At 72.8% G+C, this 21,403-nt stretch carries 14 protein-coding genes and 1 pseudogene; 2 read left to right on the top strand and 13 right to left on the bottom strand.

The window, feature by feature from the left end; translation table 11 throughout:
* Positions 1-343: 343 nt before the first annotated feature.
* From ACIQAC_RS14880 to ACIQAC_RS14920, 9 genes and pseudogenes are all read right to left on the bottom strand, one after another.
* Positions 344-2,443, bottom strand: coding sequence for an ABC transporter ATP-binding protein (locus ACIQAC_RS14880; protein WP_402191740.1), 2,100 nt, complete (start codon positions 2,441-2,443; stop codon positions 344-346).
* Positions 2,444-2,488: 45 nt separating this feature from the next.
* Positions 2,489-2,722, bottom strand: coding sequence for an MbtH family protein (locus ACIQAC_RS14885; protein WP_402190777.1), 234 nt, complete (start codon positions 2,720-2,722; stop codon positions 2,489-2,491).
* Positions 2,723-2,787: 65 nt separating this feature from the next.
* Complete coding sequence (locus tag ACIQAC_RS14890) at positions 2,788-3,657, bottom strand: alpha/beta fold hydrolase (protein ID WP_402190779.1); 870 nt, start codon at positions 3,655-3,657, stop codon at positions 2,788-2,790.
* Between the two features lie 4 nt (positions 3,658-3,661).
* Complete coding sequence (dpgC, locus tag ACIQAC_RS14895) at positions 3,662-5,014, bottom strand: (3,5-dihydroxyphenyl)acetyl-CoA 1,2-dioxygenase DpgC (protein WP_402190781.1); 1,353 nt, start codon at positions 5,012-5,014, stop codon at positions 3,662-3,664.
* Positions 5,011-5,697 carry an enoyl-CoA-hydratase DpgB gene (dpgB, locus tag ACIQAC_RS14900; protein WP_402190784.1) on the bottom strand — a complete coding sequence of 229 codons (687 nt, stop codon included), beginning with the start codon at positions 5,695-5,697 and terminating at the stop codon, positions 5,011-5,013. Before dpgB ends, dpgC begins: the two co-directional genes overlap by 4 nt.
* Positions 5,691-6,854, bottom strand: a complete 1,164-nt coding sequence (gene dpgA, locus ACIQAC_RS14905; protein WP_402190786.1) for a 3,5-dihydroxyphenylacetyl-CoA synthase DpgA — start codon at positions 6,852-6,854, stop codon at positions 5,691-5,693. The genes dpgB and dpgA overlap by 7 nt, the downstream gene beginning before the upstream one ends.
* 113 nt (positions 6,855-6,967) lie before the next feature.
* The gene (locus tag ACIQAC_RS14910; protein WP_402191742.1) at positions 6,968-8,230 is read right to left on the bottom strand and encodes a PLP-dependent aminotransferase family protein; all 1,263 of its coding nucleotides are present in this window, start codon (positions 8,228-8,230) and stop codon (positions 6,968-6,970) included.
* 393 nt (positions 8,231-8,623) lie between these two features.
* Positions 8,624-9,583: pseudogene (locus ACIQAC_RS14915) on the bottom strand (alpha-hydroxy-acid oxidizing protein); the annotation flags it as partial.
* A 156-nt stretch (positions 9,584-9,739) separates the two neighbouring features.
* A complete protein-coding gene (locus ACIQAC_RS14920; RefSeq protein ID WP_402190789.1) occupies positions 9,740-10,918 on the bottom strand; it encodes a prephenate dehydrogenase in 1,179 nt (392 codons plus the stop codon).
* Positions 10,919-11,214: 296 nt separating this feature from the next.
* Here ACIQAC_RS14920 and hppD point away from each other — a divergent pair, with 296 nt between their 5' ends.
* Positions 11,215-12,303: a 4-hydroxyphenylpyruvate dioxygenase gene (gene hppD, locus ACIQAC_RS14925; RefSeq protein WP_402190791.1), complete on the top strand. Its 1,089-nt coding sequence runs from the start codon at positions 11,215-11,217 to the stop codon at positions 12,301-12,303.
* Positions 12,296-13,471, top strand: a complete 1,176-nt coding sequence (locus ACIQAC_RS14930) for an alpha-hydroxy acid oxidase (RefSeq protein WP_402190794.1) — start codon at positions 12,296-12,298, stop codon at positions 13,469-13,471. Before hppD ends, ACIQAC_RS14930 begins: the two co-directional genes overlap by 8 nt.
* A 167-nt stretch (positions 13,472-13,638) precedes the next feature.
* Here the strand turns inward: ACIQAC_RS14930 and ACIQAC_RS14935 are convergent, their stop codons facing one another.
* The 4 genes from ACIQAC_RS14935 to ACIQAC_RS14950 form a co-directional block, all read right to left on the bottom strand.
* On the bottom strand, positions 13,639-14,574 hold the full coding sequence (locus ACIQAC_RS14935) for a ParB N-terminal domain-containing protein (RefSeq protein WP_402190795.1): 936 nt from the start codon (positions 14,572-14,574) through the stop codon (positions 13,639-13,641).
* A 746-nt stretch (positions 14,575-15,320) separates the two neighbouring features.
* Positions 15,321-18,347 carry an AAA family ATPase gene (locus ACIQAC_RS14940; protein ID WP_402190798.1) on the bottom strand — a complete coding sequence of 1,009 codons (3,027 nt, stop codon included), beginning with the start codon at positions 18,345-18,347 and terminating at the stop codon, positions 15,321-15,323.
* 220 nt (positions 18,348-18,567) lie between these two features.
* On the bottom strand, positions 18,568-20,526 hold the full coding sequence (locus tag ACIQAC_RS14945) for a hypothetical protein (protein WP_402190800.1): 1,959 nt from the start codon (positions 20,524-20,526) through the stop codon (positions 18,568-18,570).
* Complete coding sequence (locus ACIQAC_RS14950) at positions 20,523-21,371, bottom strand: hypothetical protein (RefSeq protein WP_402190802.1); 849 nt, start codon at positions 21,369-21,371, stop codon at positions 20,523-20,525. Before ACIQAC_RS14950 ends, ACIQAC_RS14945 begins: the two co-directional genes overlap by 4 nt.
* Positions 21,372-21,403: the final 32 nt, after the last annotated feature.

A 21,403-nucleotide genomic window follows, 5' to 3' on the forward strand; every position in this document is an offset into this window, starting at 1 on the left:
GATCCCCCATGGAGCGGTGTGTGGCGGGGCCGGTTGGGTCGGACGAGTGGATCATGGCTGTTCACCATGCCCGACCTGCCGTCACACACGGGTCACAGTCCACCGCGGCCCTTGCCGGGCGCACAGGATTCTCAGAGTAACGGGATGTGGCCGGAGCCGTCGCCGAACGTAGTGGGCGGACCACAGCATGGCCGGTACACGACGGTGCGGTGTCCGCCACGGGGCTCTGCCCGCGTCGGACACCGCACGGTCGCGCCGACCGCCGTGCTGGTCCACGGCCGTGGTGCCGACCATGGAGGTCTACGGCCGTCATGGTCTACGGCCGTGATGGTCTACGGCCGTGTCAGTCGTGCCCCGTTGGTGGTCCCCCGAGCAGTCTCGGGCCGGGGCCGCCCGGGCCGCGGCCGGGGCCGCCCTCGCCGGGCGGCGCGGGGAAGAGGAACAGGCCGGGCCCGCCGGGAGCGCCGCCCGGCATGGGGCCGGGCCCGTCGGTGAGCACGGCGCCGGGCGGTGCCGCGCCGACCTGTGCCGGTTCGGGCATCGGGGCGTTGCCGTTCTGCGCCGGCTGGTGTGCGAACTGGGTGCGGTACAGCTCCGCGTACAGCCCGTCCAGGGCGAGGAGTTCCTCGTGGGTGCCGCGTTCCTGGACCCGGCCCTTGTCGATGACGAGGATCTGGTCGGCGTCGCGGATGGTAGACAGCCGGTGGGCGATGACCAGGGACGTGCGTCCTTTCAGGGCGGTCTTCAGGGCGCGTTGCAGCGCGGCCTCGGACTCGGAGTCGAGGTGTGCGGTGGCCTCGTCGAGGACGACGATGGGCGGCGCCTTCAGCAGCAGCCGGGCCATCGCGACGCGCTGTTTCTCGCCGCCGGAGAGCCGGTAGCCGCGGTCGCCGACGACGGTGTCGAAGCCGTCGGGCAGGGACTCTATGAGGTCCCAGATCTGGGCCGCCCGGCACGCCGCGACCAGCTCGTCCTCGGTGGCGTCGGGCCGCGCGTAGGTGAGGTTGTCGCGGATCGTCGCGTGGAAGAGGTGGGCGTCCTGGGTGACCATGCCGATGGTCTCGTTGAGCGACTTCAGGGTGACGTCGCGCAGGTCGTGGCCGCCGATCCGGATGGTGCCCTCGACGGGGTCGTAGAGGCGTGGCACCAGGTGGGTGATGGTCGTCTTGCCGGCGCCCGACGGACCGACCAGGGCGGTCAGTTTGCCGGCGGGCGCGGTGAAGCTGAGGTCGCTCAGGGTCAGGGCGTTGTCGGTGCGTTCCTGCGTCGGGAAGGCGATCGACTCCAGGGACGCGAGAGAGACGTCGGACGCCCTGGGGTAGCGGAAGGACACTCCGCGGAACTGGATGTCGGGCGCGGTGCCCTCCGTGGTGGAGGCCGGCAGGGGCTTGGCGCCGGGCTTCTCGGAGATCAGCGGCTTGAGGTCGAGGATCTCGAAGAGGCGGTCGAAGCTGACCATCGCGGTGAGCACACTCGTGTGGGCGCCGGAGAGCTGGTTGATCGGGCCCATGAGCCGGGTGAGCAGGGTGGCGAGGGCCACGAGGGTGCCGATCTGGAAGGCGCCCTCGATGACCAGGCGGCCTCCGACGCCGTAGACGAGGGCGGTGGCGACGGCGCCGACCAGTGTCATCGTCAGGAAGAGCATCCTGCCGTAGACGGAGGTCAGGATGCCCAGGTCGCGGCCCTTGCGGGCGAGCCGGGCGAACTGGCCGTTCTCGCTCTCGGGGCGGCCGTAGAGCTTGGCCAGCAGCGCTCCGGTGACGTTGAACCGCTCGTTCATGAACGAGCCGACCTCGGCGTTGACCTGCATGTGTTCGCGCATGATCCGCTGGAGCCGGCTGCCGACGAGCCGGCCCGGCAGGATGAACAGCGGGATCACGATCAGCGAGACGAGGGTGACCACCCAGGACAGCCAGAGCATGGCGATCAGCACCAGCACCAGGGTGAGTCCGGCGGACACCACCGTGGAGAGCAGGGTGGTCACCGCCTGCTGGGCGCCGACCACGTCGGTGTTGAGTCTGCTGACCAGTGCGCCGGTCTGGGCGCGGGTGAAGAACGCCAGCGGCTGCCGCTGCACATGGTCGAAGATCCGGGTGCGCAGGTCGTAGATCAGTCCTTCGCTGATACGGCCGGAGTACCACGCCTCGACGAATCCGAGGCCGGCGCCGAGCAGGGCGAGCCCGGCTATCGCCACGGAGACCCACACGACGAACGAGGTGTCCCCGACGGCGATACCGTCGTCGATGATGTATTTGAACAGGACTGGGGTGGCCACCGCTATTCCGGCATTTAGCGCGGTGACGACCAGGAGAAGGGCGATGTGAGCTCGGTACGGTTTTGTATAGGGGACGATCCTTTTCGCAGTGCCCGGCGTGATGCGCTGCCTGGTCACTGACTCGTCCGGCCCCATCCCCCGTATCACCATCGGCCCCGGGCCGATCATGGCCACGAAAACCTCCCGCTTTCGGTGTTGTGGTCGGGCGGGGTGTCAGCCGGCGGCTTCGGCCTGTTCCAGCCTGTCCATCTCGTCCGCCAGGCTCTTGGGTCGCATGTCCGTCCAGTTCTTCTCGATGTACTCCAGGCAGGCTTTGCGGGTGTCCTCGCCGAACACGGTCCGCCAGCCGGGCGGCACCTCGGCGAAGACGGGCCAGAGCGAGTGCTGGTTCTCGTCGTTGACCAGAACCAGGAATGTGCCGTTGTCGTCGTCGAACGGGTTCGGCATGACCACTCCGATCGCTTTCCCTAGTCGGGTTTGTTCAGCGTTCTTCGGCTTTCTTCGGCTTCACGCTAGACAGGTGCCGTGTTCCTCACAAGGCCGTCCAGACCGGTCATCTGTTTCCTGGAATTCACGCGCTGCCGGCCCTCGTTGAAGAATTCGATGATCGCGGAGTTCACGGCGGCCGGGTTCTCCAGATATCCGTAGTGCCCGCATCCCGGTATCTCCGTGTAGCGGGCGCCGGGGATGGCGGCGGCGACCTCCCGTGACAGGTGCGGGCGGACGACGAGGTCGTCCTGGAACCCGATGACCAGACAGGGGCGGCCGATGTGCCGGTAGGCCGGGCGGCGGTCCGGGATCAGCTGGAGTCCGAGCTGTCCGCGGGCGGCGGACCGGTCGGGTGCCGCCACCTCGAAGACGGCGAGCCAGTCCCGCAGCCGTTCCTCGTCGTTGAGGGTGCGGGGCGAGAGGTTCTGCAACGCCTTCACGTACGCGCCGAAGCGGGGCGGGAGGGCGGTGCCGTCGCCGAGTTCGACGTCGGCCGCCGTCATGGCCTCGGTGAGGGCGTCGGCACGTGCGGCGGTCGCCATCAGGACGGCCTGCCGGACGAGTTCGGGGCGGGTGAGCAGCAGCTCCTGTACCGCGATGGCGCCGAGGGAGTAGCCGACGATCCGGCAGGGGCCCACGTCGAGCCGTTCGACGAGGCGGGCGATGTCGGCGGCCATGGCGTCGAGGGTGAAGCCGTCGGGGCACGGGTCGCTGGGCGGGATGCCGCGGTTGTCGAGGGTGATCACCCGGTGGCCGGCCGCCGTGAGCGCGGGCACCTGGTGGGTGCGCCACATCCGGCCGGGGGCACCGGTGCCGGTGACCATGACGACGGGCTCTCCGGCACCGTACTCGGCGTAGCCGAGGGTGACCCCGTCCGCGCGGACGACCGGCATCGCGTCAACTCCTCTCGCTGTGCGGGGTGTCGGGGGCCGCGGCGGCGAACCGGCCGGCCTTGTCGAGCACGTCCGCGCTGTGCAGCCTGAGCGCCTGTTGCAGGGCGAACTCCGCCATGTAGGCGCGGAAGGCGTCCCGGGGTTCGTCGGCGAGGTTCAGCATCCGCCGGTTGGCGAGGACGGCGTCGTTGGCCAGCCGGGCCACCGCGCGTTCCGCCGCCGCGTCCATCTCCTCCGGCTCGACGACCTCGTCGACGAGCAGCCGGGCGTCGGGTTCGCTCGCCCGGATCCGCCGGCCGCCCAGCACGATCTGCCGGGCCAGCCGCGGGCCGGTGCAGCGCCCGAGCCGGAAGTCGGCGGCGCCGGGGATGATGCCCTCCTTCGCCGCCGGCAGGCTGAAGTAGGCGTCCGACGCGGCGAGTACGTGGTCGAAGACCAGCAGCAGTTGCATACCGCCGCCGATGGCGAAGCCGTCGACCGCGGCCACCCAGGGTTTCTCGATGTGGGGGGTGTGCCAGTCGTCGGGGTGGTCGGTGCGTACGCCGCGCAGGATCTTGTGGATGTAGCCGAGTTCGCGGCGCAGCAGGAACCCGGTGAGGGGGATGCCGCCGGAGCTGAGGCTCTTGAGGTTGATGCCTGCGCTGAACACCCGCCGGCCGCGGTGGCGGGGGTGGCTCATGGGTCCGCCGCGCAGCAGGGCGACCCGGGTGGCGGGGTCGAGCAGGGCGAGGTCGACGGCGGTCTCCATGTCGTCGACCTGGCGGACGTCCTCGGCGTTGAGACAGTCGTCCCGGCACATCGTGAGCCGGGCGACCCCGTCGGCACGGCGTTCCAGGCGTACGGCTTCGAGCTGGACGGTGCCGGTACGGGTGAAGTCGGGCAGCATCCGCAGGGCGCGGTCGGTGGGCCGGAGCATGGTGTCCAGGAGGTGTTCGCCCGCGGTGGGTGAACGCAGCACCGCGCGCAGGAAGATGCCCTGGTCGATCTCGTGGCCCTCCTTGTTGGCCTGGGCGCGTCCGGTCTCGGCGGCGAGCAGGCCGGCGGTCGGGACCAGGCCGGGGAAGGTCTCGGCGGCGGTGTCGAGGAGTGCGTCGAGGCGTGGCCGGAGTGTGCGTCCGATGGTGAGCCGGTCGTACACGGCGTCGGCGTACCGATCGAGGAAGCGGGTGCGCAGGGCGCGTGCCGACGCGTGGGCCGACGCGGCCTCGGCGCGCTGGTGTTCGGTGCGGGCGCCGGGGGCGGGCAGGGTGGCGAGCAGGTGCTCGACGTGGTCGAGTGCGCCGGAGGCGGTGGCGAGTTGCTGCCACGCCTGCCGCACGTCGTGGTGGAGCGGCCGGGCGGTCAGGGCCGTGGTCATGTGGCCTCCGCACCTTGTTCGGCGCCGCGGCGCAGGGTGCGGTCGCAGGCCGCGAGATGGGCGCCGAGGGCGTCCTCGAAGCTGGTCGTGGCCGCGTCGAAGAGCAACTGGCGGCGGATCGCGACCTCCTGGCCCGACAGGCCGCCGATGAGGTCGGCCGCGGTGGCAAGCGCGGCGGCCGGATCGTCGGCGATCTCGTCGACGATGCCCAGCTGCACCGCCCTGTCGGCGGTGATCGGGGTGCCGAACAGCACCGCCCTGCGGGTGTTCGCCGCGCCCGCGAGCTGGACCAGCCTGAAGCCGGCCATGCCGGGCCAGGTGCCGGTGGTGTCGCGGGGCACGAGCAGCCGGGTGCCGGGCAGCGCCACCCGCAGGTCGGCCGCGAGGAACGCGTCGAGGGCGGTGCCGCCGCAGTCGCCCGCGGCCACGGCGGCCGTGACCCTGGGCAGGCGTTCGAACCGGCGCAGGGCCCGCTCCCACTTGGAGACCAGCGAGACGTCGAGTCCCCCGGTCCAGGCGGTGTCCGGGGCTCCGGTGACGTGCACGGTCACCAGGGCGTCGGCGCTGTCCTCGGCCCGGTCGCACAGCTCGGTGAGGGTCTTCACGGTCGCCGCCACGAGCGGTTCGGCGCCGTCCAGTTCGAGCGCGAGCGGAGTCTGTGTCGCCGTACGAGTGGTCACCATCGAACCAACGCCGTTTCGATCGTGGAGCCGGGCCCCATGGTCATGAGCACCCCGTACTCGCCGGGCCGGGTGACGGCCTCGACGTCGAGACGCTCGTAGGAGAAGAGGAAGGAACCGCTGGAGACGTTTCCGTGGTCGCGCAGGACGCCGACGGTGTGCCGGACGTCGTGGCGGGTCAGGCCGAGGTTGACGACGACGGCGTCGATGACCTTCTTGCCGCCCGAGTGCACGAGCCAGTGCCGGATGTCGCTGCGGCGCAGTCCGGTGCCGGCCAGCAGACGGTCCACGACGAGCTCGGCGTGTGCGCCGACGACGTAGGGGATCTGCGGGTCGAGGAAGAAGCTGAACCGCTCCAGGCTGCGGTCCCAGTCGTAGCGCATGGCGTCGACGGCCTCGGGGATGATGCAGCTGGCGAACTTGAGGACGGACGGTCCGCGGGGCGCGTCCGGGCCGCCGAGCACGGGGGCGCGGTCCGCGACGAGCGCGACGGCCGCGGCGCCGTCCCCGAAGAGGCTGTTGACGACCGCCGTACGCATCGTGGAGTCCATCGCGTACGCGGCGGAGCAGGCCTCCGCGCAGAGCACGACGGCGAGTTCGCCGGGGTGGGCGGTGGCCCAGCCGGCCACCACGTTGAGCGCGTTCAGGCCCGCGTTGCAGCCCATGCCGACGATGTCGCTGCGACTGCAATGCCGGTCGATGCCCAGCTCACGGATGAGCAGGGCGCTCAGCCCGGGCGTGAGGAAGCCGGTGGAGGTGACACAGCACAGGTGGCGCAGGTCGGAGAGTTCCCTGCCGGCCCGCTTCAGACAGGCGCGCAGGGCCTCGGCGCCCATCTCCAGGGCGAGGGTCTTGTGCTTGTCGAGCAGGTCGCCCTGCGACTCCGGGGCGCGCAGTCCGTCGGCGTCGGCGGGCGGCAGGGTGAGGTTGCGCCGCTCGATGGCGCTGTTGAGGAAGACCGAGCGCACCTTCGGGTCGCTGATGCCGCACGCGTCGAGGACTTCCCGCTGGGTGTACGAGGTCGGGGTCACCGCGGAGCCCACCCCGACGATCCGGGGGTGCACCGAGGTGCGGCCGTACGCCGTGAGGCGGGTGTTGTGGAGTTCGGCCCCGGGCACCTCGCCGAGGAGCCGCTCGGGCGGAGCGAAGTCGACGGTCATCGGAAGGTCCACCCCCACATACGGGTCTGACTGAGCAGTCGCCTGCCACTGGTGCCGGTCATGTGTCCATGCCTCCTGGCGAGTTGGTCCGGGTGGATGGGGCGGGCGCGCGGCTACGGCCGGCGGGCCGCCGCCGCTGTCACGGCCTCGGCCTCCGCCTCGATGAAGCGGGCCAGCCGTGCCGTGCCCTCGGTGATGCCGGCGGGGGTGAGGTAACTGGTCGACAGCCGGATGCCGTCGTATCCCCCGCCGTCGGGGTAGAAGTACGCCATCGGTGTCCAGATGACACCGAAGTCCTCCGCGGAGCGGGTGAGCGCCGCGTTGTCCGCGCGGAAGGGGACGCGGACGGTCAGGAAGAAGCCGCCCGTCGGTTCGTTCCAGCGGACACCCAGTGCCTCGCGGCGTGCGGCGGGCAGGCGGGCGTCGAGTTCCCGCAGGGTCGCCCGCATGGCGTCGCCGTAGTAGGCGGCAGCCGCCGTGTTGAGTTCGGAGATGCGGCCGTCCGCGGCCAGCAGGGTGCCGGCGACGGCGGCCTGGCTGAGGGACGACGTGTTGACCGTCACCATGCTCTTGATCCGGGCCAGGTCGTCGGCGAGCAGATGGGTGCGGCCGGTGTCGTCCGCCACCAGCTGGTCGGCGACGACGAAGCCGACCCTGGCGCCCGGGAAGACGGTCTTGGAGAACGAACCGAGGTGAACGACCGTACGGTTGCGGTCCATCGACTTCAGTGTCGGCAGCCGCGGTCCCGGGCTGACCATGCGGTACGGGCTGTCCTCCAGTACGAGGACGCCGTGCCGGTGGGCGAGTTCGAGCAGCTCGGCCCGGTGCCGCTCGGGGACGGTGGTGCCGGACGGGTTGGAGTGGTCCGGCACCAGGTACAGGGCGCGGGGGCGTCGGCCGCGGGCCCGTTCGGCGAGGATCGCGGCCTCCACGTCGGCGCAGGCGAGGCCGTCGTCGCGTTCCTCGACGGCGGTCACCGGGATGTCGAGGAGCCGGGCGGCGCCGGTGATGCCCACGTAGCAGGGGCTGGCGACCAGCAGTACGTCCTGTGGTCCGGCGACCAGGGCGCGCAGCACCAGCAGCATGGCTTCCTGGGCGCCGACGGTGACCACCACGGACTCGGCGGGTACGTCGATGCCCTCGTCGGCGCGCAGCGCGTCGGCGACGATCTCGCGGATCTGGCCCGCGGTGGGGCCGTACTGGTACATCGCGGTGCGGATCTGCTGCGGTGAACTGCCCTGCTCCACAAGGTGGTCGAGGTATCCGCGCACCTGGCGGAAGATCTGCTCGGTGTCGAAGAACCCGTCGTAGGGGCGGCCGGGCGCGAAGGAGACGGCGTCCGGGTAGCGCAGGGTGACCTCGTTGAGGAAGTTCATGGTGTCGAGAACGGGGTCGCTGAGACTGGAGTGCAGGTCGGCGCTGCGGAGTACGCCGGGTGGCGGGGCCTGGGTCGGGATCGGGGTCGCGGTCGGGGTCGGGGTCGGCAGGGTGCGGGCCGGCGACGGTGTGCGGGGGCGCGACGGCCTTGCGGCCGGGGCGGGTTGGGCGTGCGCGAGACCGGCGGTCCCGAGATCAGCGGGCCCGTGTCCGGCAGGCGCGTGTCCGGCCGGCGCGTGTCCGGCCGGCCGGGTGCCCGAGTCCGTACGGACGGGTCCCGCGACCCTGATCGCCTCCGGCCCCGCGACCCTGATCGCCTCCGGCCCCGCCAGCCCGATCACCCCCGGCCCGGCGACCCGGATCACCTCCGGCCCGGCGACGCGAATCGCCTCCGGCCCCGCGTCGGCCACCGTGCCCACGCCCGTGAACGTCATCGCCTCGGCCAGCTCCCGCACCAGCGCGCCGAGGGTCTCCGTCACCCCGGCCCGGCCGCCCGCGCGCAGCCCGTCGCGTACCGGCGCGCCGACGACGACCGCGTCCGCTCCGGAGGCGAGGGCGGCCAGGACGTCGGCACCGCGGCGGACGCCGCCGCTCAGCAGTACCGGGCAGCCGGCCGCCGTGGCCGCGCGGACGGCGGGCAGCGCGGTCAGGTCGGTGACGATGATGCCGTCGGCGCCCTCGTCGACCGCGCGCAGCGCGTCGGCGGGGGTGTGCACACCGCACAGCAGCAGGGGCAGTTCGGTCGACGCGCGCAGCCGGGCGAGGGCCGGCCAGTCGCCGCCGGGGTCGAGCAGCCGCCGTACGTCCGCGACGGGCCCGGAGTCGGTGAGGTTGGCGGGGGCGGCGATCGGACCCGGGCGGACGGTGGTGTGGTCGCCGAGCCCGAGGACCACGGCGCCGAAGCCGGCGTCCGCGGCCCGCCGGAGCAGTGCCCGGCCGGTGCCGGGGTCCTTGAAGGAGTAGGTGCGCAGCCAGGGCGGCACCTCGGCGGCCGAGGCCAGTTCGCCGAAGGTCCGCTCGGCGAAGGCGCCGACGACGGCGGGCATTCCCACCGCGCCCGCGGCGCGCACCACGGCGAGTTCGGCGCCGGGCCGGGGCGCGGCGGCCAGCGGTCCGACCAGAAGGGGCGCCGACCAGACGCGTCCCAGAATCTTCACCGCGGTCTCCGGCGGTCCCGGGCTGCGCCGCGCGCCCTGCCGGAGACCGGTGCGTTCGAATACTTCGCGGTTCCCGGTGCCGGCGCACTCCGCGGGCGGAGTGAAATCACCGGACGGCGATTCCGTACCGTCCAATTCCGTGCCCGTAATTCCCGCTCGATGTGTCGCGGAAGATCGGCCGTCGGAACTCACCATGGATTTCCCCCCGGTTGTCTTCGATCCACGAGACGGCGCTTATCCGGCGCTCAGCGTCACACAAATCAACGAGTGCCAACAACACCGTCCAACCGGCCGATTCGTACACTTGGACATGCGGTGCCGGGTCCCGTCGCGGGCCGCTCCCGCGGTGGATCACACCGGCAGGGCGGCGTCCTCGCCGTCGTCCCGCCCGGAGTGCGTCGGCACCGCGTCCTCGCGTACGGCGGCCCAGCCGGCCGCGCGCAGTTCGGCGACCATCCGGTCGGCGAGCGCCGGCGGCACGGTGAACCGTACGACGAGGCCGTCCCCGTCCCCGTCCCCGCCCCCGTCGCCATTCCCGCCCCCGTCGCCGTCCCCGGCCGCGTCGATGTCCGCGTCCTCCGCGATCACGTCGAGCCCGGCGGTGGCCGCCACCAGCCGGGCCAGTTCCCCGGGCCGGCCGGCCACCGGTACCCGCACGCGCGGATCACCCGGCGCCTTCGGTGGCCGGGCGCCGGGGATGACGGCCAGCCCCAGCCTGCCCCTGTCCAGCAGGTCGACCAGTGTGCGCAGGCCGGTGTCCCGGTCCTGGTGGCCGGGCTGGGCGAGCGCGTCGAGGGCCGGCAGCAGCCGGGACAGGTCGGCGTGCAGCTCCCTCAGGACGCCGGTGACGGCGGGGGCGTTGGACCGCAGGATGTCGCCCCACAGCCGGGAGTCGCCGCCCGCGATCCGGGTGACGTCGCGCAGCCCCTGTCCGGCGAGCGCCGAGGTCCCGGCCGGCCGGTCCCGCAGCCGGGCCGCCATCAGGCTGGCCACCAGGTGCGGGACGTGCGAGGTGACGGCGACGGCCGCGTCATGGTCGTGGCTGCGCATCACCACCGGTACCGCCTCGGCCAGTTCGACCAGGCGCAGGGCCCGGTCGAGGGTGTCGGGCGAAGTCACCCGGGAGGGGGTGAGGACCCATTTGCGGCCGCGGAAGAGTTCGGCGCGGGCGGCGAGCGGGCCGGACCACTCCCGGCCGGCCAGCGGATGGCCGCCGACGTAGCGCTCGGGGTCGGGGGCGCCGCTCAGCGCGGCCTGCTCGGGACCGGCCTTCACGCTGGCCACGTCGGTGTAGGCGACCGCGAGCCGGTTCGCCTGGGTCTGCGCGAGCACCGCGGCGACCTGGCTGGGCGGCACGGCGATCACGGCCAGGTCGACCGGTGCCGCGGGAGGTCCGACGTGTCCGGCGCCGAGGGCGGCGGCCGTCCGTGCGGCCACAGGGTCGCGGTCGGACAGGAACACCGTGACGCCCTGCCGGCGTGCGGCGAGTGCGACGGAGGTACCGATGAGGCCGGTGCCGATCACGGCCATGGTGCGCAGCACAAGAAATCACCCGTTCGAAAGGCTGTCGTGCACGGACCGAAAGGCGAGGCAATATTAGGCAAGGCGCCGAACTCCTGTCAGTCGGCGGCACCCCCTCCCCCCCCCCGAATTGCCAGGCCGGTGCGCATTGACATTCATGAGCCCCTGCGCGTGCGGGTCGTCAATCGCCCGGTTTCCGCCCGGAGTTCATCCGCCGTCGGCCGGTCGGTCGGACAGTTCGTTTTCCTCCGGCCGGTCCGTAGAGTTTTGGAAAACCTTGTCTCTCTCCTATTCCGGGGACACACATGCTGGATTCATCGAAGGCAGCAGTTCCGCTGCACGACCTCTCGATCGACCACGTGGGGATGTACGTCACCAACCTGAAGGCGGCCCTGTCCGTCTGGGTCGACGAGTACGCGTTCACCGTGGTCGGGACGAGCGCGTCGTCGTGGCACCGCGGGGTGGCGCTGCGGCAGGGCGACATCACCCTGGCGCTGACCGAGGCGACGTCGGACCAACACCCGGGAGCCGCCTACGTGGCCGCGCACGGGGACGGCGTCGCGGACATCGCGCTGCGCACCGCCGACGTGGAGGGGTCGCTCCGGGCGGCGGTGGAGCGGGGCGCGCGGGCCGTGCGGCGGCCCACCCGGCACGCGGCCGGCGATCCCGTCACCGCGGCGGTGGGCGGCTTCGGGGACGTCGTCCACACCCTCGTGGAGCGCGCCCCGGAGGAGGGGCCCGGGCTGCCGCCCGGCTTCACACCGGTGACCGGGGCGGAGGAACGGGATCCCGGCGAGGTGGGTCTGCTGCAACTGGACCATGTGGCGGTCTGTCTCAACGCCGGTGAACTCCGGCCGACCGTCGACTACTACGTCGACGCCCTCGGTTTCCGCGACGTCTTCCAGGAGCGCATCGTCGTCGGCGCCCAGGCGATGGAGTCGACGGTGGTGCAGAGCCCCTCGCGCACGGTGACACTGACGCTGATCGAGCCGGACGTGAGCGCCGCGCCGGGGCAGATAGACGAGTTCCTCAAGGGGCATCAGGGCTCGGGCGTACAGCACCTGGCGTTCTCCTCGCGCGACGCGGTCACCGCCGTACGCACCCTGACCGCGCGCGGTGTCACCTTCCTGCGCACCCCGGCCTCCTACTACGACCTGCTCGGGCAGCGGATCGCGCTGTCCCCGCAGCGGCTCGCGGACCTGCGGGAGACGAACGTGCTCGCCGACGAGGACCACGACGGCCGCCTGTTCCAGATCTTCACCGCCTCCCGCCACCCCCGGCAGACGATCTTCTACGAGGTCATCGAGCGCCAGGGCGCGGCGACGTTCGGCAGCGCCAACATCAAGGCCCTGTACGAGGCCGTGGAGTTGGAGCGGACGAAGCAGAGTGGCTGACCGGGTTCCCGGTGCGGAGTCCGGCGGCGCCGTGCGGGCGGCGGAGTGGGTGCCCGCGGAGGCGGACTGTCTCGCGGACGTCGAGCGGGCCGCCGCCGCGGTACTCCCCGCCGGAGTACGGGACTTCGTGGCCGGGGGCAGTGGCGACGAGACGACGCTGGACGCCAACCGGGCAGCTTTCGACCGGGTGTTCGTGGAGCCCAGGGTGCTCCGGGACGTGTCGCGGTGCACCACGCGGACGACGCTGCTCGGGGAGCCGGCGCGTCTGCCGGTGGCGGTGGCGCCGGTCGCCTACCAGCGGCTGCTGCATCCCGACGGCGAACTCGCGGGCGCCCGGGCGGCGAAGCGCGCGGACGTGCCGTTCACGGTGGGCACGCTGAGCAGTGTGCCCGTGGAGCGGGTCACCGCGGAGGGCGGCACGGTCTGGTTCCAGCTGTACTGGCCGCGGGAACCGGGCGCGGCGCTGGATCTGGTGCGCCGTGCCGAGGACGCCGGGGCGCGGGCGGTGCTGCTGACGGTCGACGTGCCGTGGATGGGCCGCAGACCGAGGGACGTCCGCAACAGCTTCGCGCTGCCGGACCATGTGCGGGCCGCGCATCTCGACGCGGGGCCGTCCACGGCCCACCGCGGCACGTCCACGGCCCACGGCAGGACGTCCGCCGCGGGCTCCGCGGTGGCCGCGCACACCCGCGAGACGTTCTCGGCGGCGGTGACCTGGTCGTCGGTGGAACGGCTGCGGGAGTGCACCCGGCTGCCACTGGTGCTGAAGGGTGTGCTGGCGCCCGAGGACGCTCGGCGGGCCACGGAGTGCGGGGTGGACGCCGTGGTGGTCTCCAACCACGGCGGGCGCCAGCTGGACGGTGCCGTGCCGAGTGTCGAGGCGCTGCCCGAGGTGGTCGCCGCGGTCGCCGGGCACTGCGAGGTGCTGCTGGACAGCGGGGTGCGCAGCGGTACGGACGTCCTGCGGGCCCTCGCCCTGGGAGCCGGCGGTGTGCTGCTGGGGCGGCCGGTGCTGTGGGGGCTGGCCGCGGGCGGTGAGGCCGGAGTGAGCCGGGTACTGGAGCTGCTGGCCGACGAGGTGCGCGACGCGCTGGGCCTGGCCGGCTGCCCCGACGTGGGCGAGGCACGACGGCTGCGCACGGTCGTACGCGGGGTCGTACGCGGGTGACGCGCGCCGCGTACGGCGTGTGAGAGGTGTACGGCGCGTTCGAGGTGAACGACATGAACGGCGTGACGGCGGACCCGGGTTCGGGTCCGCCGTCACCTGTATGTCTGTCGTCTGTCGTCTGTCTGTCGTCGTCGGTCATGGGCTCCGCCCCGCGGCGGACCCCGCGGTCAGGCGCTCTCGACCGCCTCTCTGCGTTCGAGTCGGGTGGCGACCTCCGCCCACATGACGGCGCACTCGTTGGCCAGACGGGCCACTATGCCCCCGCAGTGCGCCGGGACGTTGTCGATGATGTCCTCCCAGTTCTGCGGGCTGATCGTGTAGACGTTGAGCAGCCGGAGCAGGGCGCGTCCCGTCTCGCTGGAGCGCAGGGACGGGTCGGCCCTGAGGCGTTCGACGACCGCGGCCCGCCGCTGTACCGGCGTGCGCTGGAGCACGTTGCTCACCGCGCCGACGGGGAACTCCTTCCACTTGGTGTTGAGGGCGGCGGGGTTCGCACCCTGCTTGCGGCCGCGCGGCCTGGGCATCGGGTCCTCGCCGCGCAGCATCCGGTTGCGTACGTCCCGCACCGTCTCGGGGGAGATCGCCGCGGCACGGGCGATCTGACGCAGGGACAGCTCGGGGTGCTGGGCGATGAGCTGGCCGGCCAGCCGGCGGCCCTCGGCGATGTTGACGGGGCGGACCCGGCCGTCCTGTCCGATCCGGGCGACGGCGTCGGCGGGCCCGTCCTGCATCTGCCGGCGCACGGCGGCGACGGTGCCGGGCGCCAGGCCCGCGACCGAGGCGATCATGCGGTCGGACCACTCGGGGTGCGAACCGATGATGCGCCGGGCGGCCAGCTTGCGCTCCGCCGTCGTCAGCGGGAGTCCGTGTGTGGTGTTGGACTCCACCGCCAGGACGAAGGCCTCGGCCTCGTCACCGTCGAAGAACACCACACGTATCTGGTCCTCGCCGCGGAGCCGCGCGGCGCTGAGTCGGTGCAGGCCGTCGATGACCCGCATGCTGGATCGCTGGACGATGATCGGAGGCAGCGGCGCCTGCGCCGCGGCCAGTGCTTCCACATGCTCCGGATCGGCTCCGGAGACACGCGGTGAATCCCCTGCCACCAGGGCATCGATGTCAACCGCTACAACCACGTTCTCGTCTAAAGCCCCGTACCCACGCTGCAACTCTGCTTCCCCCTACGTGAACTGACTCGACCAGTGCCCCGGGCGTCAGCTCGAACGCTCCCCCGTCGGTGTCGGATTGGGCGGTGCGCAGCCGCACTTCGGCGTCCGAGATACCCGTCGACGAGGGCGTACGGCCTGGTCGGCCGGCCTGCGGCGGGGGACGAGAGGCTCTCCGGGCACGGGGTCGCCGGGATCACCGACGTGTTCCCGAGTAGCCGGACGACTGCCGTAGCGCCTTCGTCCCGGGCGGCCCGGTCACTGCTTCAGAAGTGGCGTGCCGCCGTTCGGGAGAACCCCGGCCGTGGCCGGCGTCCTTCGTTTCCGCCTGGCTTTCACCGCGCGACCTGCGGTGATGGGCCCTCGACGTGCAGCAACACTAGCAAAGCGGCCCTAACGCCAGAACCCCTATTAAATCGATCTTTAACGGGCAATACCCCTACTCGCCCCTATCTGAGGGCCCCTAGGGGGAGGGGCCGTGGCGCCGGACGGGCGCGGACGGGGCGTCGAGGGGGAGCAACAGCGGGTACGGCAACGGGTCGTGACACCCAGAGTGGCCGGGCACGGGTCACACACTGGTCACCGAGCACACAGGAAACCCCGGCGCCGGGGCGGAGTTGGCGGGCACATCGGCGCCGACCGGGCGCCGGAGAGAGGTGCCGTGCGCCGCGGGACCGAGCCGGTGGCTAGCCGCGCTGGATCGGGTCGTGGGCCTCGTCGTCCAGCCCCGGCCGCTGGACGGGCCGGCCCGCGCCGTTGCGCAGCAGCTCCGCGAGGCCCATCCGGCGTCTTACGTTGAGCTTGCGGTAGACCCGGGTCAGATGCTGTTCGACCGTGCTGACGGTGATGAACAGCTGCTCGGCGATCTGCCGGTTGGTGTGGCCGCGGGCGGCGAGGGTCGCCACGCGCAGTTCCGCGTCGCTGAGTTCGTCCACCGGCCCCATGTGGGTGTCGTCGCCCGACGTCCGGGTGCCGTCGGATGCCGGCCAGGAGCGCTCGTGCGTCGAGGGCTCGTGCGTCGTGGGCTCGTGCGTGGTGGGCTCGTGCGTGGTGGGCTCGGAGCCGCTGTCGGTGTCGGCCCGGTCCGGCGGGTCCTGGGCCGGCTGCTGGACGCCGCACGCCTCCAGCAGCCGTAACGCGGTGCGGGCCAGCGTGCGGGCGCGGCGCGCGTTGCCGAGTTCACTGTACGTACGGGCCAAGTCCTCCGTTGCGCGGGCGAGTTCGTAGCGGTGGCCGCTCTCGCGGAGGATGCTCACCGCCTCCTCCAGGAGGTCCCGCCGCTGCCGTGCGGGCACGGTGGCCGCGAGCACCCGCAGGGTGACACCGCGGTCCCAGCTCCGCCGGCCGGCGGTCCGGGTCAGCTGTTCCTGCGCGAGGGTGCGGGCGCGGCGCGGGTCGCCGAGCGCGAGACAGGCCTGGGCGGCGTCGCTGCGCCAGGGCAGCAGGGCGGGACGGTCGAGGTCCCAGCGGCCGACGAGCCTCCCGCACTCCAGGAAGTCGTCGAGGGCGGCGTCGGGCCGTCCGGCCGCGAGGTGGCAGTGCCCGCGTGCGGAGAGGTAGCGCACGCCGCCCCAGGTGTGGAAGGCCGCGTCCGGCACCCGGTCGCCGAGCCGGGCGGCGGCCTCCTCCAGGCGGCCCATGGCCACCTCGGTGAACAGGGCCACGGAGAGCGGGAGGGCCACCGCCACACCCCAGCCCTCGGCGGGCACCAGGGTGAGCGCGGTCCGGGCGGACTCGTGCGCGCCGGCCAGCCTGCCCATCCTGGTCTCGACGAGGGCCTGTGCGGCGGCGAACAGCGCCTGCCACATCGGCGCACGGCGGGCCTCCGCCTCCTTGGCCAGCAGCCCGCACCAGGAGACGGCCTTGTCCAGCTCGTCCACGACGACGAGTACGGCGAGGGCGACCAGGATCACCGGGAGTGTGTCGCTGTCCAGGCGCCCGGCCCGCAACATCCGCTCGGCACGCGCGGCCACAGCAGCGCGTTGCCCCTCCTCCTCCACGGGCCCGGCCATGACGTCGGCGAGCAGCTGTACCGCCCGTCGTTCCACGTCCCGGGTGTGGGGCAGCAGTCCGCGCAGGGCGCCCACCACACCCGCCGGCGCGGGCTGGAGGAGTCCCGGAAAGCCGAGGGCCATGCCGAGCCGTATGGCATCGAAACGATTCCGCGTGTCGGTCGTGGTCTCGCCCTGCTCGGTGTCCGGCTCGTGGGTGTCGCGGTGTTCGACGGCTTCGAGCACCGCGAACGACTGGTCCAGCTGACCGAACCAGAGCAGATGACCGACGAGGGCGGCGGTGTCGCCGGGACCGAGCCGGCCGGCGAGGGCGGCTGCGGTCAGCTCGGGCAGCTGACCGGAACCCGCGCTGGGTCCGGCCCGCCAACCCGCCCGTAGCAGCAGGGCTTTGATCGCGAGCGCCTGCCGCTCGTCGGGGCACCGGTCACGGGCGGCCCGCAGCAACTCCAGGGCGAACGGGATCCGGTCCTCGGCGAACGCCCGGTCCGCCGCCTCCAGCAGGGTGGGCAACGCCCAAGGTGCGTCGAAGGGTTCGGCCTCGATGAGATGCCGGGACAGCGCGGTCGCGGAGGTGCCGCGGTCGTGCAGCACCTGGGCGGCACGGGCTTCGAGGCGGGCCCGGTACGCCGGGTTCATGCTGCGCAGTACGGCCGGCCGGACCGCGTCGTGGCGCAGCCGTCCGGAGCTGAACAGCCCGGTCTCGTCGAGCGCGTCCACACTGCGCCGGGCCACCTCCGGAGTGATGGACAGGATGTCCGTCGGGGTGACGTCCCAGGCGTCCGGGCCGAGTACCGCGTGCGCCCACGCCGTGCACCGCAGTGTCATGTCCGTGCGGTAGAGGCAGTTGGCGACAGCCTGTTCGAAGGCGGGGCCCAGGACGGGCTCGCCCCGGAGTACGGGGTCACCCCGGAGCACGGGCTCGCCCCGGAGCACGGGCTCGCCCCGGAGCACGGGCTCGCTCCGGAGTACGGGTTCGCCGTCGTCGAGCAGGGCCCGCACCAGCAGTGGGTTCCCACCACTGAGCCGGTACAGCTCGTCCACGAACACCTCGGACCGGCGCACCGCGCCATGGGCCTCGATCATGCGGCCGATGCCCGGGCGGGTGAGCAGCCGGAGTCTGACGTGCCGGCAGCTCGGCAGGCGGAGCAGCTCCGTTCGGAATCGTGGATTCCCCACCGGGAAGCTGCTGCTCTCGCCGAGCACCACCAGAATTCTCGACGCCTCACTTCTGCGCGCCAAATACAACAGGCATTCCAATGAAAATTCGTCTGCATGCTGGACGTCGTCGACGCAGAGCACCAATGGAATCCGTTTGGACTTTTCCAGCAGAATCCCGCAGACGGCCATGATGTGCCCCATGACGACCGCGGGAAGCTCCCCCTCCCCCGGGGCGCCCCGGCCGGCGGCCGCACCCCAGTCGGCGCGGCGCGAGGCGACGTCCGGGCCGGCACCCGGCACATCGGCGGCGACCAGCAGTTGCTCCATCACGCCGAGCGGCACGGAACGCTCCGCGCCCGACGCCGTGGCCTGCAAGAACAGCACTCTCGCGGTCTCGGCGCAGACACCGAGCTCCCTGAGCAGCGCCGTCTTGCCCGTGGCCGCCGCACCGCTCACCAGCAGGACCCCACCCCGGCCGGAAGCACACCCGTCGACCATGTCCCGCACCAGTGATAATTCCGCGGCTCGCTCCACCAGCTCCATGAGTCAGTTCCCCGTATCCTGACACCGAGCGTTCCCCCTGGCAGACCACGCCAGTTGGCCGGAATCGATCGATCAACTCCAACTTGTCCCACCTGGTCCGATTCTGCCACACCGGATTAACGCCCGCCATCAAGTCCTTCGGGCGATTCCGGGGAATTCGACCGGGGGCACAATTTCGCCACCCCGTCGCGCCCGCTCGCTCTCCGGCGCGGAAGTGTGGTCAGGGCGCGGCGAGTTGCAGGGTCAGCCGGACGGCCGTGGTGACGGTGGAGTCGTAGGCGCGGCAGCCGACCACGGCATGGGTGACGCCGGTCGCCGCGTAGAGCACCTCCAGCCGGGCGAGCGACCGTAGTTGAGCCTCCAGCCAGGTGGTGGTGGCGCTGACGTCCGTGGACCGGGTCCGTTCTCCTTCCAGCGGACCACCGGGGTCCCCGCGCAGTGCGGGTACGTCGGTGTCGGACGCGGTGAGTGTGCCGTCGGCGGCGAGGGTCCAGCGGAGCCGGGAGTAGCGGTTCGCGACGTCCTGGGCCTGGGCGGACGTACCGCGCAGGGGGTCGACGGCGAGGACACGCAGGGTACGGAAGGTGCGCGGACCCTCGACGGGTGCCTGCCCCGGCGTGACGCCGAGGGTGGGCAGCCCCTCGGGTCGGGACGGGGGCGCGGGCCGGGACGGGCTGGGGCAGGAGGTCGGGGGGTCGGAGGCGGTCGGGGGGTCGGAGGCTGCGGGGGCGTCGGCAGAGGCGCTGGGACCGTTGGGGGCGGGGGCAGTTGCCCCGGGGACGGTTGTCGCGGGGACGGTTGTCGCGGGGACGGTTGTCGCGGGCGCGATGCCCGCAGGGGTGGGTGCGGCGGCGGGATCGGTCGGCTTTGCGGCCAGGGGCAGCAGGCCGACAATCAGGGCCAGGACGGGGAGTACGGCGGCGACGGCGTACGCGGTCGGCGAGAACATGCCGTTGTCCGCGCCCGCGCCCCGCTCCCCCCACAGCCGTGGCCACCGGCGGGCGAGCAGGGGCCAGAGGGCGATCACGCCCAGCATCGACCACCACACCGGCCCCGACGCGAGCTGCTGGTGGGCGAGCCACCAGGCGCTGCGGGGCCCCTGCTCGGCCCACTCGTCGCCGAGCAGCCGGTGGGCGAGGAGTGCGCCGAGCAGGTCGAGGAGGTTCTCGACGAGCACGGCGAGGGGCCACAGCAGTACCAGCAGGAGCTGGGCGGAGTGCTGGTCGGCGCGGGCGGTGAACCAGCGCCGCAGGCCCAGCGGAGGGTGGTAGAGCCGGCTCAGGCCGCCGTGCCCGTACTCCTTCAGGGAGTCGAGCGCCCGCAGATGCGCGGGTACGCCGGCGAGCCGGGCCGCGTACCGGTCGGCCGTCAGCTCGGCCGCCCACAGCGCACCGACGACGAACAGCAGCGCCGTGGGCATGCTCAGCAGCACCAGCACGATCTCGGCGGACAGCACCGGGGCCGTAGCGTTCCCCATCGCCAGCAGCACGGCCACGGGCGTGAGTCCGAACGCGGTGAAGACGTACGGCCACGCCTTCACCAGAGCGGTCAACGGGCTGCCGAGGCCCACCACATGCTGTTCCCCGTGGCCGAGATGGCCGATCTCGTGCAGCAGGATCGCCTCGGCCGCCGCGCGGTCCCGGGCCCAGAGGTCGAGCAGCGGTGCGGAGACGCCGATCCGGGTGGTGCGTGGGCCACTTGGGTAGATGCGGGCGGGCAGTCCCCGGAGCATGGTGATCCGTAGTTCGGCGCGGGGGGCGTGCTCGGCGAGGAGGCGGCACATGCCCTCGACGACATACCGGAAGTCGTCCGGCATGCCGGTCGAAGGTATGTCGGACGAAGGTATGCCGGACGAAGGTGTGGCCGGCGCGAGGTCGGGATGGTCCGGCGGCAGCAGGCGGTACCGGTTCTCCACCCACCGTGCCCGGCGTCCGGGTGCGGCCAGGGCGCCCACGCCCGCCAGCAGGAAGAGCACCGGGAGCAGCTGGGCGCCGCTCATCACCAGCACCGCCACCATGCCGGGGCGGCCGGGGCCGTCCTGGCCGGCGAGCCACACCACCCAGTCGACGAGCATGGGGAGCTGCGCCACGGACAGGAGGAGCCACAGCCACAGCCAGGGCGGCGGTCCCCACAGACGCAGGGACCGCGCGCCCTGCCGGGCGGGAGCGGGTGTGCTCATGTGCCGGGGGTCCGCCCGTGCGGGCCGGGGTCGGGGTGGCGGCGCAGCAGGCCGGAGACCGTGCCGGCCAGGCGGCGCAGCGCGGTGCCGGGGCTTGCGGGCGGCCGGACGGTTGGTTCGGGCGGTTCCTGCGCGACCAGGGCGTCCAGGAAGGCGGCCACGTCGGCCGGGTCCTCGGCGGCGAGGAGCCGGGCCGTCAGCGGGGCCACGATGTCCTCGGCGGTGGCCCGGTCGACTCCCCGCGCATGTAATCGCTCGCACATCCGAAGCGCGGCAAGCACGGTCTCGGCGACGGGAGCCACGGCCCCGGGTTCGGGCCCACCCACGACCCCCTGCCCGGGCCCGCCAACGACCCCGGGTTCGGGCCGCGGCCCCGGCGTGGGTCCGGCCCCAGGCCCCCGGTCCAGCCCCGACTCAGGTCCGGACCCGGAACCAGATCCCGCCCCCGACTCAGGTCCGGACCCGGGACCAGATACCACCCCCCGCTCCCCCTCCGGCGCCGGACCAGGCATCGACGCGCCCGACCCCGACCCCGGGGTCGGCCCCTGCCCCCGCAGACTCACCAACAACGCCGTCACCGACACCGCGTTGGCGAACTCCTGGCTCGCCAGTGCCGCCTTCACCGCCTCCGCCGAGTACGCCAGTGCGTCCAGCACCTCCGGCAGCACCGTGGCGATCCCGCCGCCGATGCCGCCGGGCGCGAGCCCACCCGCGCGGAACAGCTCCCGGCGTCCGGTGCCGCCCCCGGCGTACGCGCGGGTGATCTGCGCGGCCAGTACCGTCTCGCCGGGCGCCGCCCAGCGGGCGACCTGCACACCCCACCGGTCGAGTCGCTCATCCGCCACGCAACTCACCGCCCCGCCCGCCCGCGGGACCG

Source organism: Streptomyces sp. NPDC088387, from assembly GCF_044753385.1.
GTDB lineage: Bacteria > Actinomycetota > Actinomycetes > Streptomycetales > Streptomycetaceae > Streptomyces.

What these genes read in the sequence shown, in the direction of transcription:
- ACIQAC_RS14910 (WP_402191742.1), bottom strand. Translation starts at nt 8,230, where the DNA reads ATGAACTTCCTCAACGAGGTCACCCTGCGCTACCCGGACGCCGTCTCC.
- ACIQAC_RS14885 (WP_402190777.1), bottom strand. Translation starts at nt 2,722, where the DNA reads ATGCCGAACCCGTTCGACGACGACAACGGCACATTCCTGGTTCTGGTC.
- ACIQAC_RS14890 (WP_402190779.1), bottom strand. Translation starts at nt 3,657, where the DNA reads ATGCCGGTCGTCCGCGCGGACGGGGTCACCCTCGGCTACGCCGAGTAC.
- ACIQAC_RS14920 (WP_402190789.1), bottom strand. Translation starts at nt 10,918, where the DNA reads ATGGCCGTGATCGGCACCGGCCTCATCGGTACCTCCGTCGCACTCGCC.
- ACIQAC_RS14940 (WP_402190798.1), bottom strand. Translation starts at nt 18,347, where the DNA reads ATGGAGCTGGTGGAGCGAGCCGCGGAATTATCACTGGTGCGGGACATG.
- dpgC (WP_402190781.1), bottom strand. Translation starts at nt 5,014, where the DNA reads ATGACCACGGCCCTGACCGCCCGGCCGCTCCACCACGACGTGCGGCAG.
- ACIQAC_RS14945 (WP_402190800.1), bottom strand. Translation starts at nt 20,526, where the DNA reads ATGAGCACACCCGCTCCCGCCCGGCAGGGCGCGCGGTCCCTGCGTCTG.
- dpgA (WP_402190786.1), bottom strand. Translation starts at nt 6,854, where the DNA reads ATGACCGTCGACTTCGCTCCGCCCGAGCGGCTCCTCGGCGAGGTGCCC.
- ACIQAC_RS14880 (WP_402191740.1), bottom strand. Translation starts at nt 2,443, where the DNA reads ATGATCGGCCCGGGGCCGATGGTGATACGGGGGATGGGGCCGGACGAG.
- dpgB (WP_402190784.1), bottom strand. Translation starts at nt 5,697, where the DNA reads ATGGTGACCACTCGTACGGCGACACAGACTCCGCTCGCGCTCGAACTG.
- hppD (WP_402190791.1), top strand. Translation starts at nt 11,215, where the DNA reads ATGCTGGATTCATCGAAGGCAGCAGTTCCGCTGCACGACCTCTCGATC.